The organism is Erythrobacter sanguineus (genome assembly GCF_900143235.1).
Classification (GTDB): domain Bacteria; phylum Pseudomonadota; class Alphaproteobacteria; order Sphingomonadales; family Sphingomonadaceae; genus Erythrobacter; species Erythrobacter sanguineus.
Map to the genome: position 1 here is coordinate 97,018 of NZ_FRDF01000013.1, position 14,703 is coordinate 111,720.

The following is a 14,703-nucleotide window of genomic DNA, read 5'->3' on the forward strand; positions in this document are numbered from 1 at the left end:
GAGGTTCCGCCGGAAACTTGCCGCATCTTCCTATAGCAGATGCATGGTTTTTGGCGATGGAGCGCAAGGATCGAGCGCGCGATGCACCGTGATGCGGGCGCCGGGGCGCAGGCCCCGGACACCCGGAGCGATCCCGCCGATGCGGCAGCGGTCGATGGGGATCTGCGCCCAAAGGCCCCGGTTCCCGCCCCAACGCACCTCGCCGCGCGTTTGGGCGCAGGCCCAGCGCGCCTGTTGCGCCGCCTTTCGGCTGTGCCGACGGGGTCGCGCATCGCCGATGCTGCGGTTGATCGCCGCACGGTGATCGGCGCGCTGCTGGGGGCTACGGGCTTTCTGGCGCTGGCCTGCCTCAGCCTGCTGTTGGCCCGCGCCGGGGACGCGATCACCCCGGTATGGCTGCCCAATGCCTGCGCCGTGGTGTTCCTGCTGCGCGCGCGGCTCGCAAATGAATGGCTGTTTCTCGGTCTTGCGTTCTTTGCCAGCCTTGCGGCCAACGGGGTGGGACAGCTGCCCTGGCAAATCGCGTTGGTCTTTGCCTTCGCCAATGTGATCGAGATCGCTGTGGTGCTCTCGCTCAGTCGGCATGAGGGAGACGAGGCCGGAGACATGACGCGCCTGCCAGATCTGGCGCGCTTCGTGTGGGCCGGGGGGCTGGTCGGCCCGCTGTTTTCGGCCCTGCTGGTCGCGCCCGTGCTGGGCAGCGATCTTGCCACGATCCGTGAAGCCACGGCCACCTGGTTCGTGACGGACAGCATGGCGATGCTCCTGATCGTGCCAGCCGGGCTGCTGCTGATCGACCGGGTGCGTGGCCGCCTGCCGCACGCGCCGGCGCAGCGGTGGGAAAGCGCGGCGCTGCTGCTGGGCGGGATGACCTGCGCTTTTCTGGTGTTTTCGCAGGCGCGTTATTCGCTGATCTTCCTGATCCAGCCGATCACGCTGCTCCACGCTTTCCGGCTCGGCAGCCTCGGGACAGCGATGCACGTTACCGGCGTGGCGCTGGTCGCCGGGATCATGACGTGGGAAGGTGCTGGCCCGATTGCGGGTGCTGCGCTGGGCGGCATTACCCAGCTCCACCTGCTGCAAGCCTTCATCGCCGCCAATTTCCTCACCGGGCTTCCCGTCGCCGCGATCCTTGCCGGGCGCGACCGGATGATGGGTCAGCTCGAAGCGGGCAAAGAGCAGGTCGATCTGCTGGCCGACAACATCACCGATGCCGTGCTGCGCTATGATCTGTTCGGGGTGTGCACCTATGCCTCGCCCTCGGTGCGCGAGGTGATGGGGGTGCCGCCCGAAACCTTCATCGGCAAGCCGGTGACCGCGCGCCTGCATCCCGACGCGCATGACCGGGCGGTGCTGGCGCTCGGCCGGCTGCTCGATGGCACGTCGGACAAGGAGCGCGTGACCTATCGCCGGTTTCGCGACAATCCCGATGGCACCCCGGTGTTTCTCGAAGCCGACTGCGCGATCATCCGCAATCCCCAAACGGGCCTGCGCGAAGGCGTGGTGGTGGCCGCGCGCGATGTGACCGAACGGGTCGAGCTGGAATTGCTGCTCACCCGCGCGCGGCGCAAGGCCGAAAACGCGGCGCGGGCCAAGTCGGAATTCCTCGCCAACATGAGCCACGAGATCCGCACGCCGATGAACGGCGTGCTGGGCTTTACCGAACTGATGCTGCAGGGCGATCTTGATGCCGATCAGCGGCGCCATGCCGAAATGATCGTGCAGTCGGGCCGTTCGATGATGATGCTGCTCAACGATGTGCTCGATCTCAGCAAGATCGAAAGCGGGCAGTTCACCATCGACCTTGCGCCGGTCGATCTGCACGCGACCCTGGCCGAATGCGCTGGTTTGCACCGCCTCAGTGCCGAGAAAAAGGGCCTGACCCTGACCTTTGCCTGCGATTGCAGCGATGCGCCCGAATGCCGCGATGACAAGCAGCACCGCCCGTGGCTGCTGACTGATGGTTTGCGGCTGCGCCAGATCGTGCTCAACTTGCTCGGCAACGCGGTCAAGTTCACCGAGACGGGCGAAATCCGGCTGACCTACCGGATCAGCGCGGGCGAACTGCGCGTCGGTATTGACGATACCGGCATCGGCATCAGCGCCGCCCGGCTGGAAACGATCTTCCACCCCTTCACCCAGGGCGAAGGCGATGTCGCCCGGCGCTTTGGTGGCACCGGCCTTGGCCTGTCGATCAGCCGCCAGCTGGCCGATCTGCTTGGCGGGCGGATCGAGGTTGAAAGCGAACCGGGCGCAGGGTCACGCTTTGCGCTGGTGCTGCCCGCGCAGCTCGCCCCGCCCGAACGCCCGCCCGAAGATGCGGCCCCGATCGAACCTGCCGACCTGCCGAAAGCCTCGCGCATTCTGCTGGCGGAAGATCACGACATCAACCGCATGCTGGTGAGCGAGATGCTCGAACGATGCGGTCAGGACGTCGCGCTCGCGCATGACGGGAACGAGGCGATCGCGATGGTGATCGACAGCATCATGCGCGGCCGGCCGTTCGATCTGGTGCTGATGGATGTGCAGATGCCAGGGTGCGATGGCTATGCCGCCACCCGCGCGATCCGGGCCGAGGGGATCGGGCCTGACCTGCTGCCGGTGATTGCGCTGACCGCCAACGCTTTCGCAGAAGATATCGCCGCCGCGCGCGCTTCGGGCATGCAGGCTCACCTTGCCAAGCCGGTGGGGTTCGCCAGTCTCGCGCGCGCGCTGCAACGCTGGCTGCCAACCCGGATCATCGAGACGCCCGGGCGCGATGGGTCGCTGGCTGATCGGCAAGGCGCTGCGCCTGTTACCATGTCGCCCCGGCTGATCGCGCGCTGGCAGGCGCGGCGCCGCGATGCGGTCGAGGCGGTGCGCGCCGCGCTTGCCGATGGCACGCTGGCTGCGGAATCGGGGGCGGATGAGGCCTGCGAGCGGATTGCGCGGCTGCTGCACAAGCTGGCGGGGAGTGCGGGGATGTTCGGTGAAGCCGCGCTGGGCGAGAATGCGGCAGCGCTGGAGCGGGCGCTGGCGAGCCAGCAGCCGCCCGATACCCGCGAGGCGCTGGCCCGCGAATTGCTTGAACAGGCCGATGGTGCCGCCGATGGGCAGAGCAGCAAGGCTGGCCACGCAGCGGGCTGACCGCCCAGCCCCTGCGCCCAGAAGCAGCCGGCGCCAACGCAAGCGGCCCAAACACAAACGGCGGAGCCCGAAGGCCCCGCCGCTCATGTGTCCTGTCAGGCAGGCTGCGAATTAGAATTCGTAGCGCGCACCCACCTGGATCCGCCATGCCGAGGGGCCGGGCGCGATGAAGTTCTGATCGTCCGGCGCGAAGCCGCTGATGATGTAGCGGCCTTGCGGGTCCACCCCACCATCAACCACGTCGACGAAGTCCGGACGGCGACGCAGCACGTTCCAGTCTTCGTCAAGCAGGTTGAGGAAGTTCTGGAAGTCGGCAAACAGCGTCACCCGATCCTGCGTGATGCCGGTGAGCTTGCCAATGAACGGCAGTTCCTGGCTGAAGCGAAGGTCGACATCGAAGTGCCAGTCCTGCCGGCAGGTGTTGCGCTCGATCGAGGTGCCGGGGGTGAAACCGCAGTTCGTCCCATTGACGTAATCGATCAGGTCCGCAACCGCACCCGCATTCGACAGCGGCGACACGTTCGGATCATTCGGACCGTTCGGAATGTACAGCAGCGCATTGTCCGAACCCGAAGCCGAGTCGTTGAACACCCCGCCACCATCGAAAGTCAGGCTGTACGGCAGGCCCGAACGCGCACGGAAGAACAGGCCGATATTGGTATCATACCCATCGATGAACTCTTCGCGCAGGTTGAAGGTCGCCGTGATATTGTGCTGCACTTCGAAGTTCGAGGTCGACACCGCCGGGTTCTGCCGGTCGAAGGCCGCGGTGATGTCATAGGACGAAGTCGCCGTGGACGAACCGTTGTTGCGGTTGTTGCTCGAGTCGGTGAAGGCGTAACCCAGATTCACGTTGAACGAACCGCCCTGCGTGAACAGGCCGCCCTGGAACCGCTTCGACAGGATGATCGAGGCGACGTGGCTATCGTAGCTCGGCCCGTTCGTGAGCTGGATTTCATCGTCACGACCAATGCGGTTGAAACAGGGTGCCGTCACGTTCTGCCACACCGGCGGCGTGCCCCCCGAGTAGTTGAGCGTGGCGTTGCAGCCCACCGCATCGGGATCGGTCGGATCGATCGCCGCGTAGATCGGGCGCCCGTCAACCGTGAAGCCGTTGAGCCCGCGGGTGATGTTGGGGGTCTGCGCCAGATCGACGAAGTTCAGCGTGTCGTTAAACCGCGAATAGATGTAATCGAGGTTCAGGCGCCAGTCGCTGAAGAAGCCGCTATCCGTTCCGAAGGTGGTCTGGAAGCCGATATTCGCGCGCACCACGGTCGGCACGTCGAATTCGGGATCGGTCGACTGTGCGTCGGCGAGACCGGCAGCAGCCTGCGCCGAACCATTGGCAATCGCGCAGCCCGGGAAGCCGGTGAAAGTACCGCCCTGCACCACGCTGAACGAGCCATCCGGGTTGGTAAGCCCGGCGCAGTTCGCGCTGAAGGTGCTGCCTTCGCCCACCGCAAACCCGTTGTTCGAGAAGGCGTTGGAGAAATACACCACCGGATCGCCGCCCGAGAACACGCCGACGCCGCCGGTCAGGCGCGAGTTCGAGAAGAAGCCGTCATTGTCGAAATCATAGGTCGCCGAAAGGCGCGGTAGCACAACCGGATCCAGCCGGCTGAACGGGTTCGCATTGCTGAAGCCGTAGCGGTTGAGGAAGGTCGGGTTGGCGCGCGGCGCGTCACCATCGAAGATCTGCACCCGGATACCAGCGTTGATCGCCAGTTGGTCGGTCGCCTGCCATTCGTCCTGGGCATAGAACGAATAGATCTGGCGGCTGAACAGCGCGGCCGCTTCGTTGATGTCACCCGTCGGGGAGGCGTTGATGGTGCCCCCGCCCAGGTTACCGGCAGCCAATTCGTCGGCCAGATCGCCAAACACGCTCGAGAAATTACCACCGGCGACGATCCCGTTACGGAAATCGGCAAGGTCGCGGAAGAACAGCGTGCCGGTGGCGTTCACTGCAAACAGGTTGAACACTTCCAGATCGTTGATCTCGGCGCCCAGCTTGAAGAAGTGACCGCCGCCCGCGTCGATGTTCATCTGGAAACGGGCCTGATCAATCTTGGTGTCGAGCTGGTTGGCCGAACGGAAGATGCCCGGACCGGTGGTCAGCAGGCCGCTTTGGTTGGTTTCACCCGGAACAGCGGGCACGCCAACGGCCAGACGCACGATTGGGTTGTCGGACTGGGCTTCACCGCCGCCGAACGGACCTTGCACGTCACCGACTTCAGCGCGGCTCATGCGCAGTTCGGTCGAGACCGAGTCGTTCCATTCCGAATAGAGACGGACCGAGTAGTAATTCGAAATCGTGCCTTCGTCCTCGAACGAATTGAGGCCGGTCAGGTTCTGGCCGCCGGTGTCGGATTCGACGTTGGTTTCCTCAAGCCGCTGATAGGTGGCCTCGAGCCGGTGGCCTTCGGCGATCACTGCGTCCACACGGCCGAAGTACCGCACCGAAGCTTCGGGCAGTGCGCGCGGGTAACCGCCGGTGTCGATGCCATAAACGTCGTTGGCGATCTGCGAGAATTCGTCGAACTGGGCCTGAGTCACGAAGTTGGCTTCATTGAGGAAACCGCCGCCGGCAGGGCCGAATTCGTTGCCGTCGCCCAGATCGGTTTCTTCATAACCGAAGCTGAAGAACAGGCGATCCTTGATGATCGGGCCGGACAGGGTGGCGCCCCAGCGCTTTTCCTGGCTGCCGGTGTCGAGATCGCCGACCATGCCGCCATCGAAATAGGTGATGAAAGCCGAGCCGCTGAACTGGTTGCCGCCGCCCTTGGTGACGACGTTCACGAGACAGCCGGTGAAGTCCGAATATTCCACGTCGAACGGCGCGAATTCGACCGAGACCTGATCGACCACGTCGAACGGCAGCGGCAGCGCGTTGCGCGCGGCAAACGGCGTGCCGTTGAGGCCGAACACGTCAGCCTGCACGATACCGTCGACGGTGAAGGTGTTCGAACGGTCATTGCCGCCGAGGCAGGAGATGCGCTCCACGTCGTTCTGGTTGTCCAGCGCAACGCGCGGGTCGATGCGGATGATGTCGCGGATGTCGCGGGTGATCGACGGGAAGGCTTCAAGCTCTTCGCGGCCAAAGGCGGTGCCCGGGCCGACTGCAACCTGGCTTACGCGGGCGCGGGCACCGGTCACGATGATGGCACTGTCGCTGGCACCGGCCTCGGTCGAGGCGAGGACGAAGTTGAACGCCGTGCGGCCACCGATGTTGGTGGAGACGTTTTCAACCGTCTGGCCTTCGTAACCGGCTGCGGTGACGGTGATTTCGTAATTGCCCGGCTGCAGCGCGATGATGCGGAAACCGCCATCCGCGCCGGTGGTGGTGGTGCGGGTGCCGTTGGTGGAGGTGTTGGTGACGACCACCACAGCGCCCGAAATGGCATTGCCGTTCTCGTCGCTGATCTGCCCTTCGACGCCCGAGGTAATCTGCTGTGCCGCAGCCGGCGCAACAAAGGTGGAGGTGGCGGCAAGACTGACAACGCTTGCCGCGAGAAGATACTTAAGCTTCATGATACGCCCCTGATGACAGTGGAGAGAGAGATGAGACCGGGCTCCCCTAAGCCCGCGCGACTGCGGAAAAGCGACTGTTCTGTGACAGTTTGATGAAACCCGCGAACCTCACAATGCGTTTCCTGACGTAGCGTTTCCCGCAGTGCACAAAATCACGCGCATTTCCGCCACTTCCCGCAGCAGGTGTTGCATCTGCGCAACGAATGGAAGGTTTTTTGGCTGCGCCGTTTTCCGGCTGCGAGCGGGCGGGTTCAGGCGAGATTGATCTCGCGCAGCCGCTGCATCAGGAAATCATGCGCGGAGATCGGCTCAGGCGGGGGATTCGCAGCATCGGCGTCGATGCATTCGGGCAGCGGGGTGATCAGGAAATCGGGCCGGAAATGCAGGAAGAACGGCATCGAATAGCGTGATCGCCGCGCCGCATCCCCGCGCGGATTGACGACCCGGTGCGTGGTCGAACGCAGCTGTCCATTGGTCTGGCGTTCAAGCATGTCACCGACATTGATGACCAACGCGCCCTCCGCCGCTGGGATCGGCAGCCATTCGCCCTGCTTGGTGAGCAGTTCGAGGCCCGCCTCCTCGGCCCCGAGCAGCAGTGTGATGGTGTTGATATCACCATGCGCAGCGGCGCGAATCGCGCCTTCGGGCGCATCGGGGCCGAGCGGCGGGTAATGCAGCAGGCGCATCACCGAATTGCCGTCCTCGACGCTGGCGGCAAAAAAGGTCCTCGGGCGGCCAAGGTGCAATGCGATGGCTTCGAGCACGCGCGCACCCGCGGCCTCGAAGGCGGCGAACAGCGCGCCCATGGTTTCGCGGAAGCCTTCGACTTCGTCGGGCCAGATATTGGGGGCCATGAATGCGGTCAGCGGGTGTCCGGGCGGCAGGCTGCGGCCGACGTGCCAGAATTCCTTGAGGTCAAACACCTCGGCGTCCTTGGCCTTTTCGGTCCCGAACGGGGTGTAGCCGCGCGCCCCGCCGCCGCCTTCGATTCGGTAGGCGCGCTTGACCGCATCAGGCAGCGCGAAGAACGCCTTGGAAACCGCCTCCGCCTCGTCGATCAGATCCTGCGGGATGCCGTGATCGCGCACCACGGCAAAGCCATATTCGGCAAAGCTGCGCCCGAGTTCATCGGCGATGGCTTCAAGCGGCTGGGCGAGCGAAACGGAAGCAATGTCATTCATGCGCGCGGCCTTACACCCGCCCTCGCGCGCCTGCCAAGAGCAATGGGGCCAAGAGCAATGGCGTCAGGCGGATTCAGAACGGGAGAAACAGGCTCGCCAGCGCCGCGCTCATCAGGTTGGCGAGGCTGCCTGCGGCAAGTGCCTTCAATCCCAGCCGCGCAATCACGGGGCGCTGATTGGGGGCCAGCCCGCCGGTGACCGCCATCTGGATTGCGATCGAGGAAAAATTGGCAAAGCCGCACAGCGCAAAGGTGATGATCGCACGGCTCCGTGTCGTCAGCTCATCGCCTTGCATCGCGCCCAGATCGATGAAGGCGACGAATTCGTTGAGCACGATCTTGGTGCCGAACAATCCACCCGCAATGCGCGCCTGTTCCCAGTCGGCGATCCCGATCAGGAACATCACCGGCGCAAACAGGTAACCCAGCAGTTTCTGAAAGCTCAGGGTTTCGAACCAGACGGCGCTTTCCGGCCCCATCGGCGCGCCCACCCCTGCCGCAAGCGCAACGATGCCCGATCCGATCCCGCCCAGCATCCCGTTGGCCAGCGCCACCAGCGCGACAAACACCATCACCATCGCGCCCACCGCAACCGCCAGCTTGACCCCTGTCTGGGTGCCTTGCGCGGCGGCCTCGATGATATTGGCGGGGCGATGACCTTCCTCGAAGGTTTCAGCCGCGGTCACTTCATCCGCCTTGCCGCTTTCCACCATCGCCGCCGGCCCGCCCGAGCTGATGCGCGACTGCGGCAGCTCGATTTCATGGCCGTTCTCGTCATACATCACCACCCGTGTCGCCTCGGCCAGCGCATTTGTCCGCCCGCGCGCACGGGCGACCGCCGCGGCGGCGATCCCGTCATCCCGGCCGGGCGCATAGGGTGCATCGTCGGGCATGATGATCTTGGCCATCAGGATCCCGCCCGGCGCCGACATGAAGGCAGCCGCAAGCAGGAATGGCACGGCATCCGCGCCGATAAAGCTGGCATAGGCAGCCAGAATCGTTCCCGCCACGCCCGCCATGCCGACCGCCATCAGCGTGAACAGCCGCGCGGGCGGCAGCGCGGCGAGATAGGGGCGCACCACAAGCGGGCTTTCCGACTGGCCGACAAAAATATTGGCCGCCGCCCCCAGCGCCTCGACCTTGCTGATGCCGGTGACCCACCCAATCGCCCCGCCCACCCAGCGCACCAGCCGCTGCATGATGCCGAGGTGATAGAGGATCGAAACGATCGCGGCGAAGAACACGATCACCGGCAAGGCGGCGATGACGAAGGTGTTGGCAAAAGGATTGCTTTCCATCGGCCCGAACACCGATGTGATCCCGACCTTGGAGAAATCGAGCAGCGCAATCACCCCTTCGGACAGGCCACCGATCACGGCCACGCCGATATCGGTGCGCAGCACGATCAGCGCGGTGAAGGCCTGTAAGCCGAACGCCGCGCCCACCACGCGCAAGTTGATCCTGCGTCTGGCGGAAGACAGCGAAAAGGCGATGGCCAGAATGGCCGCGACCCCTGCAAGGCTCAGCAGGATGGACGTGATACTCTCGTTCACGGCAGCGACGATGCCCCTTGTTTGTCCGGAAACTGACCCGATCCCCGGTTGCCGGCAGGCAGGACGCCGCTCGCAACCGCGCCGGGCGTGGCAGTTTGCGGGGCCAGTTGCAAGCAGGGAAGATGACGCGGACCGGGCAGGCCGGTGACAGGGCAATGCAGGCGGCTTTTCTTTTGCCCGCGCGCTGGCTACCCCGGCCTTGATGAAAAACACCGCGACCGAGGCGCCGCGCCCCGCCCCTTCCCCGTCTCTGGCCCCGTCTCCGGCTGCGTCACCAGCTTTGCCGCACGCAATGCCTCTGGGTCTTTTTGTCTTCACCTTGCTGTATGGCGGTATGACAGTGCTGGCGGGCGTGCTCGCCTTCAAGCAGGTGCAGTTGTGGCCGACGCAGCTGGCGGTCGAAAGCGGGATTTTCGCCTTCCTGCTGCTGGTGGTGATTTCCAGCACGATCGCCCAGCTTTACGGCCGCGCTCTGGCGCAGCGGATCGTGTGGTGGGGGTTCCTGCCGCTCGGCCTGTCGGCGCTGCTGATGCAACTGGTGCTGGCGCTTCCACCCTCGGTTGAAATGGTCGCCTTCCGGCCCGATGATCTGGCCGCCTTCGAACAGGTCCACCGTTCGACCTGGCGGGTGTGGCTGGCAGGTCCGGCGGCCTACATCACCTCGCTGCTGCTCAATATCTGGATCTTCGACCGGCTGCGCGGCCCGGGCGAAGAAACCACGATCGGGCTGATGGTGCGCGGCGCAATCGCTTCTGCCCTTAGTCAGGCGGTCGATTCGGTCATCTTCGTCACGCTCGCGTTCTATGGCGAGTTCGACATCACCGATCTGATGCTGGGGCAGGTGCTGGCCAAGGTGGTGCTCAGCCTGGTGCTGGTGCCGTTCCTGATCACCTTCGGGGTGCGTGCGGCGCGTTGGCTTGACGATCGGGGGCTTGACGATCGGGGGCTTGATGAGCGGGGCTAGACGGAGGGGGCACGATTCGGCGCTTTCAGCCTGAGCCTGTGGGCGGTATCGTCGGGGGAAGGTCAGGGAGGAAAATTCATGAAAACCAGAATGATCGCGCTGCTCGCCGCCACCATCGCGCTGGTGGCCTGCAACGAAATCGTCAGCGGCCCCAGTTCAAGCACGTTTTACAACTGTGGCAACGGAACGCGGCTGAAGGTCGATTATGTCGATGCGGAAACCGTGATGGTGCAGATGAACGACGATGCACCTGTCACGATCCCGGCCGAAAAGGCCGCATCGGGCGCGAAATACATGAGCGCCACCCACCAGTTCTGGAGCAAGGGCGACGAGGCGATGTGGACCGTGGGCCGCATGGCACCAATGACCTGCAACAAGGTGATGATGCCGCGCGGAATGTGAGGCGCCGCCCCCTTTTAGAAGATTCTGATGGAGTGCTGATCGGTCGCACAGCGACCGCAAGGGCGACCGCCCGCCCGGAGGCCCGAACGGGCCGGGGATGTCGCAGTCCGGAGGGGCTGCGCAAACAGGTATGGTGAGCCCGACAGGATTCGAACCTGTGACCCGCTGATTAAAAGATTCTCATGCACTGGTTATATATCAGTAGGTTATATGGCTGTTTACACCTTTGGTTTATACCTTTTGCTTCCAAACCCCTTCCCGCCCATGCTCCTTTCTATGCCAAAGAAGTCCAAGAATGCCCCCGATGGTGAGATCATAACGATCAGCAGAGGCTTGGCTATTTTCAAAGTGGGAGCCAGTCCGTTCTGGTAGGTTCGCATCCGTGACCCCCGCATAAAACGTCTACAAAAAGCCCCAAAAATACGGGCACACGCGTATTGATGGCACGCCGCAGTGCCAGTATCTGCAAGGTATCGAGATGCGCATCTCGGTCTTTGCCGTGGGCTTATAGATTGTAGCCAATGCTTAGGGGGAAGCCCGGCTTTTAAGCGGATCCCGCCTTACAAGCCGTATGCTTTGCCATGCTCTTCCATCGCTGGTGCGGGCGATAATGCGAAGGCCTAACACTCCAAATAGAAAAATTGTAATAAACAATTGACGAATACCAAAATACATCTTTGCTAACAGAATTGGACATAAATCATGGTAAAATATCTCACTTTATTGCTTGCCGCCCTGGTCAGCTTTGTAGCGCTTCCCACTTCTGCAAGTGCAAATTCCAAACAATGCGTGAAAAACGATTCGGGAACGAGCCTCAGTGTGCACTGGTATCATCAGGATGGAAGTAAAGGCCCTACAAACACAAATCTCACCTATGGATTCGAGCTTTGCCACACAGTCACAGATGGCAAGCCGGGCTATGCTACCGTGGCGTGCAATGGTTGTGGATGGGCGGAAACCGCTGCGAAAGCTGCTGTGGTTGCTGCAGGAGCCACTGCCTTCGGGGTGTGTGTAGTTGCCACCAGCGGTGAGTGCTTGATGGAGGGCGAGGGCTTCGCAGCCGGAACAGTTGAAGCTGTTCAGTCGATCCCTTCATCGTTCAAGGGCAAGCTGGTAGTGGTTCCTGGCTACAATGGGACCACGAAGATTACAGGTAACGCGTTCGGCCTCAAAGTAAACTGAAGTTCGCCAAATCCGGCCTGGCTTTTATTGGACTGCAATAAAAGCCAGGCCAGAATTTCTACAATAAATATTTTTCCCCGGAAATTTTGAAAACTCATCAATGCGCGAATGATTTTTAATTGCGCCGATACCCGACTTTATAAAGGCTGTATTTAATGAGATTTGTGTATTTATGGGCAGTACCGCTGGCTTTCAGCTTGGCATCCTGTGGATCTGATGAGGTTGCGCCGGTCAGTCTGAGTGGTGCAGTCTCTGGGAACAGTGGGCCCGTTGTGCTAATTCTTAACGGCGTAAAGACTACGACTGTTCCGGCCGGTGGTGGAAATTTTCAATTTGGCGATCTCGACAGTGGTTCCACCTACTCCTTAGCTTTGAGCGCACCGCCGGCTGGTCAAGAGTGCACAATAACTAACGCCAGCGGGGTGCTGAGCGGCTCGATTGGCGATATTGCGATTACCTGTGTTGATCAGCTGACTGGCCAAAGATTTTTCAGCTCGGCAGCCGCTGGAGAAGTTGTAGATTTCGACTTCGATTTCGATAGCCTTACCTACAGTTGGGAAACCACCAAGAGTTCCTATGGAGCTTTGGATTTGGACGAAAGCATATACGCTGGGAGCGGCCGGCTTATCGCTGATACTGATCGCGGCTATGGTTTCCTCATGGAGGGCAGTGACGGTAATCCATTTGGAAGGCTCACGATCAATGCGGATGGCCGGTCCATGGTAGCCCGAGTGGCATTTCCGATTTTCAACGGGGTCAACAGGGCCTTTGCAAGCGACACGTCGCTCAGCTTCGGCAATGATCCGTACCTGCAAAACCTCGTCACCGTTCCCGTGCTTGGTGTAACGGATAAAATTGATGCCGCACCTGATATGGTCGGGGTGTACAACTTCGTTTCCTCGTCATGTAAGCCCAACGAAGGAGTCGCAGCCAGTAAGGGCTTTCCTGCCCAGACGAAGGCGGGGGTGATCTGGAACACGGCGTTGAACACGCCTGATGAAGCAATGTGTACCACCAGTTTCGGGACAATCGAGCTGGCTCAGAATGGCGCTGACCTGGCTGTGACGTATTGCGAAAGAGCGAACCTTGGTGTTAGCCCTGCTACTTGTTCCGGCGGGACGAGATCCGGCACTGCGTCTCTTGATGCAGACACCGGAGCATGGGCGATGACCTTTGCCGGAGATGAAGCGCGGCATGCGCTAATCCAATTTCCTGCGTCAAATAGTCAGAATGTCGGATGGCTCGACACAGATGGTGGCTTCCTTGGGTTCGGCACTATTGCTTTGTCTGAGCAACAGGTTCTGGCTTCTGATGATGTGCAAGGTGACTACCGTTTGGAAACAAATCTCTTTAACGGCGACGACGTTTCCTTGTGTTCAAGCGGCGGCAATATTGTTCCGGTAAGTCAAGCTGGACCTCAAGGAACATTCCTTCCGAATAGCCCTTGGGCCGGAATGGGCACCATTCAGGAAGCTGGAAATGGTGAGATCCTTGGCATGTTGGCAGGCTCTGGCATGCTTATTTCCCGTAATCCGATAACCGATGATCCTTGGACGTTTGAAATCGGGCAAAGGATTGGCCCTGTGACTCGCTGCTCGGGCTGATTTTGGTTTTGTAAATACCAGAGTGTCTGCGGAATGCTGCAGACACCCTAAATACTTCCAAATCAAAAAACCCAGCAAGCTCAGAATTTGGCAGTGCCGTGCGCTTGCATGCGGATAGCTTTGGCCATCAATGAAATTTGCAAAGCCGAGGTTCTTCTGCGACGGGTATGGCGCTCGTTCGACGTTGTCGAATATGACGTTCTTAGCGTGGACTGGCCTCGGCACGTTGTACAAGGAATGATCGGCGTGCAATGTCGCACCTATTGACCAGAGGCGCCGGAACCCGTTGAAAGACATCTTCTTTTCCCGGCGTCGTGGCAAAAGCCTCCTGAACAATCAGGCGATACCGTGGCCGAGGTACTGAGAATGGGAGAGAGACATTTTGGCTGATCTCAGTGCAGAGCGGACTGATGGCCGCGCCAAACGGGCCCAGCAATCACGGGACCACATCGTCGCGGCCACGCTGGAATTGCTGGCCGAGGGCAACGTCAGGCCAACAGCAGAACAGATCGCCTCCCGCGCAGGCGTGGGCCGGCGCACGGTGTTCCGGCATTTCAATGACATGGAAAAACTCTATCAAGAGCTTATCTTAGGGGTGGCCAAGCGTTTCAGTATGCTGGCAGCGCCTTTCCAAAGTGAAGGGTGGGAAGGGAAGCTTCAGGAGATCATCGACCGGCGCTCACGGGCATTCGAGGAATTCATGCCCTTTCAGCGGGCCTCTGATGCCCACAGAGAAGGCTCAGACGAATTGCAGGCTGCCCAAACCTTTAGGCTTGCCATCATGCGTTCGGTTCTGGAAAATATTTTGCCTCAAGCCATAAGGGACCAGAAGCCCTTGTTGGAAGCGATCGATCTGGCATTGAGCTTTGAGGCGTGGCAGCGCCTACGGATCGATCAGGGCCTGTGCCCGGAAGACGCCCAAGAAGCTGTTGCCACGTTGATATCATGCCTTGTCCCCCGTCAGCACCAATGGCACAGATTTGAGGTTGTGATTTAAGGAGGGTTGGGGCTTCGTCGTAGTGACGAAGGAACGAAGATGAAGACCCAACCCTCCTTGAAGAAATCGCCCCCCAAGAAGGCCCCTGCCGAGCGGGTGGTGAAGGACATCCGGCGTGCAACCCGTCGCCATTTCTCGGCTGAGGACAAGATCCGCATCGTGCTCGA

At 61.4% G+C, this 14,703-nt stretch carries 9 protein-coding genes; 6 read left to right on the forward strand and 3 right to left on the reverse strand.

The genetic code is table 11. From position 1 onward, the window contains the following. The first annotated feature begins 81 nt into the window (after positions 1–81). The gene (locus BUA05_RS11530; RefSeq protein ID WP_158093712.1) at positions 82–3,126 is read left to right on the forward strand and encodes an ATP-binding protein; all 3,045 of its coding nucleotides are present in this window, start codon (positions 82–84) and stop codon (positions 3,124–3,126) included. A gap of 111 nt (positions 3,127–3,237) precedes the next feature. On the opposite strand, the gene BUA05_RS11535 is transcribed toward BUA05_RS11530, so the two are convergent. The 3 genes from BUA05_RS11535 to BUA05_RS11545 form a co-directional block, all read right to left on the reverse strand. Further along, a complete protein-coding gene (locus BUA05_RS11535; protein WP_072675160.1) occupies positions 3,238–6,654 on the reverse strand; it encodes a TonB-dependent receptor in 3,417 nt (1,138 codons plus the stop codon). Positions 6,655–6,905: 251 nt separating this feature from the next. Continuing rightward, on the reverse strand, positions 6,906–7,835 hold the full coding sequence (locus BUA05_RS11540; protein WP_072675161.1) for an isopenicillin N synthase family dioxygenase: 930 nt from the start codon (positions 7,833–7,835) through the stop codon (positions 6,906–6,908). Between the two features lie 73 nt (positions 7,836–7,908). Continuing rightward, positions 7,909–9,387: a NupC/NupG family nucleoside CNT transporter gene (locus BUA05_RS11545; protein WP_084662634.1), complete on the reverse strand. Its 1,479-nt coding sequence runs from the start codon at positions 9,385–9,387 to the stop codon at positions 7,909–7,911. Positions 9,388–9,679: 292 nt separating this feature from the next. Between BUA05_RS11545 and BUA05_RS11550 the strand changes: the two genes are divergently transcribed. From BUA05_RS11550 to BUA05_RS11560, 5 genes are all read left to right on the forward strand, one after another. Next, positions 9,680–10,351 carry a queuosine precursor transporter gene (locus BUA05_RS11550; RefSeq protein ID WP_086616565.1) on the forward strand — a complete coding sequence of 224 codons (672 nt, stop codon included), beginning with the start codon at positions 9,680–9,682 and terminating at the stop codon, positions 10,349–10,351. Positions 10,352–10,429: 78 nt separating this feature from the next. Beyond that, positions 10,430–10,753: an MliC family protein gene (locus BUA05_RS11555; RefSeq protein ID WP_084662636.1), complete on the forward strand. Its 324-nt coding sequence runs from the start codon at positions 10,430–10,432 to the stop codon at positions 10,751–10,753. Positions 10,754–11,455: 702 nt separating this feature from the next. After that, entirely contained in the window at positions 11,456–11,935 is a 480-nt protein-coding gene (locus tag BUA05_RS14595; RefSeq protein ID WP_143150307.1) for a hypothetical protein, read from the forward strand. A 155-nt stretch (positions 11,936–12,090) separates the two neighbouring features. Beyond that, on the forward strand, positions 12,091–13,539 hold the full coding sequence (locus BUA05_RS14600; protein ID WP_143150308.1) for a hypothetical protein: 1,449 nt from the start codon (positions 12,091–12,093) through the stop codon (positions 13,537–13,539). Between the two features lie 382 nt (positions 13,540–13,921). Further along, positions 13,922–14,536, forward strand: coding sequence for a TetR/AcrR family transcriptional regulator (locus tag BUA05_RS11560; protein WP_158093713.1), 615 nt, complete (start codon positions 13,922–13,924; stop codon positions 14,534–14,536). The last annotated feature ends 167 nt before the right edge of the window (positions 14,537–14,703 follow it).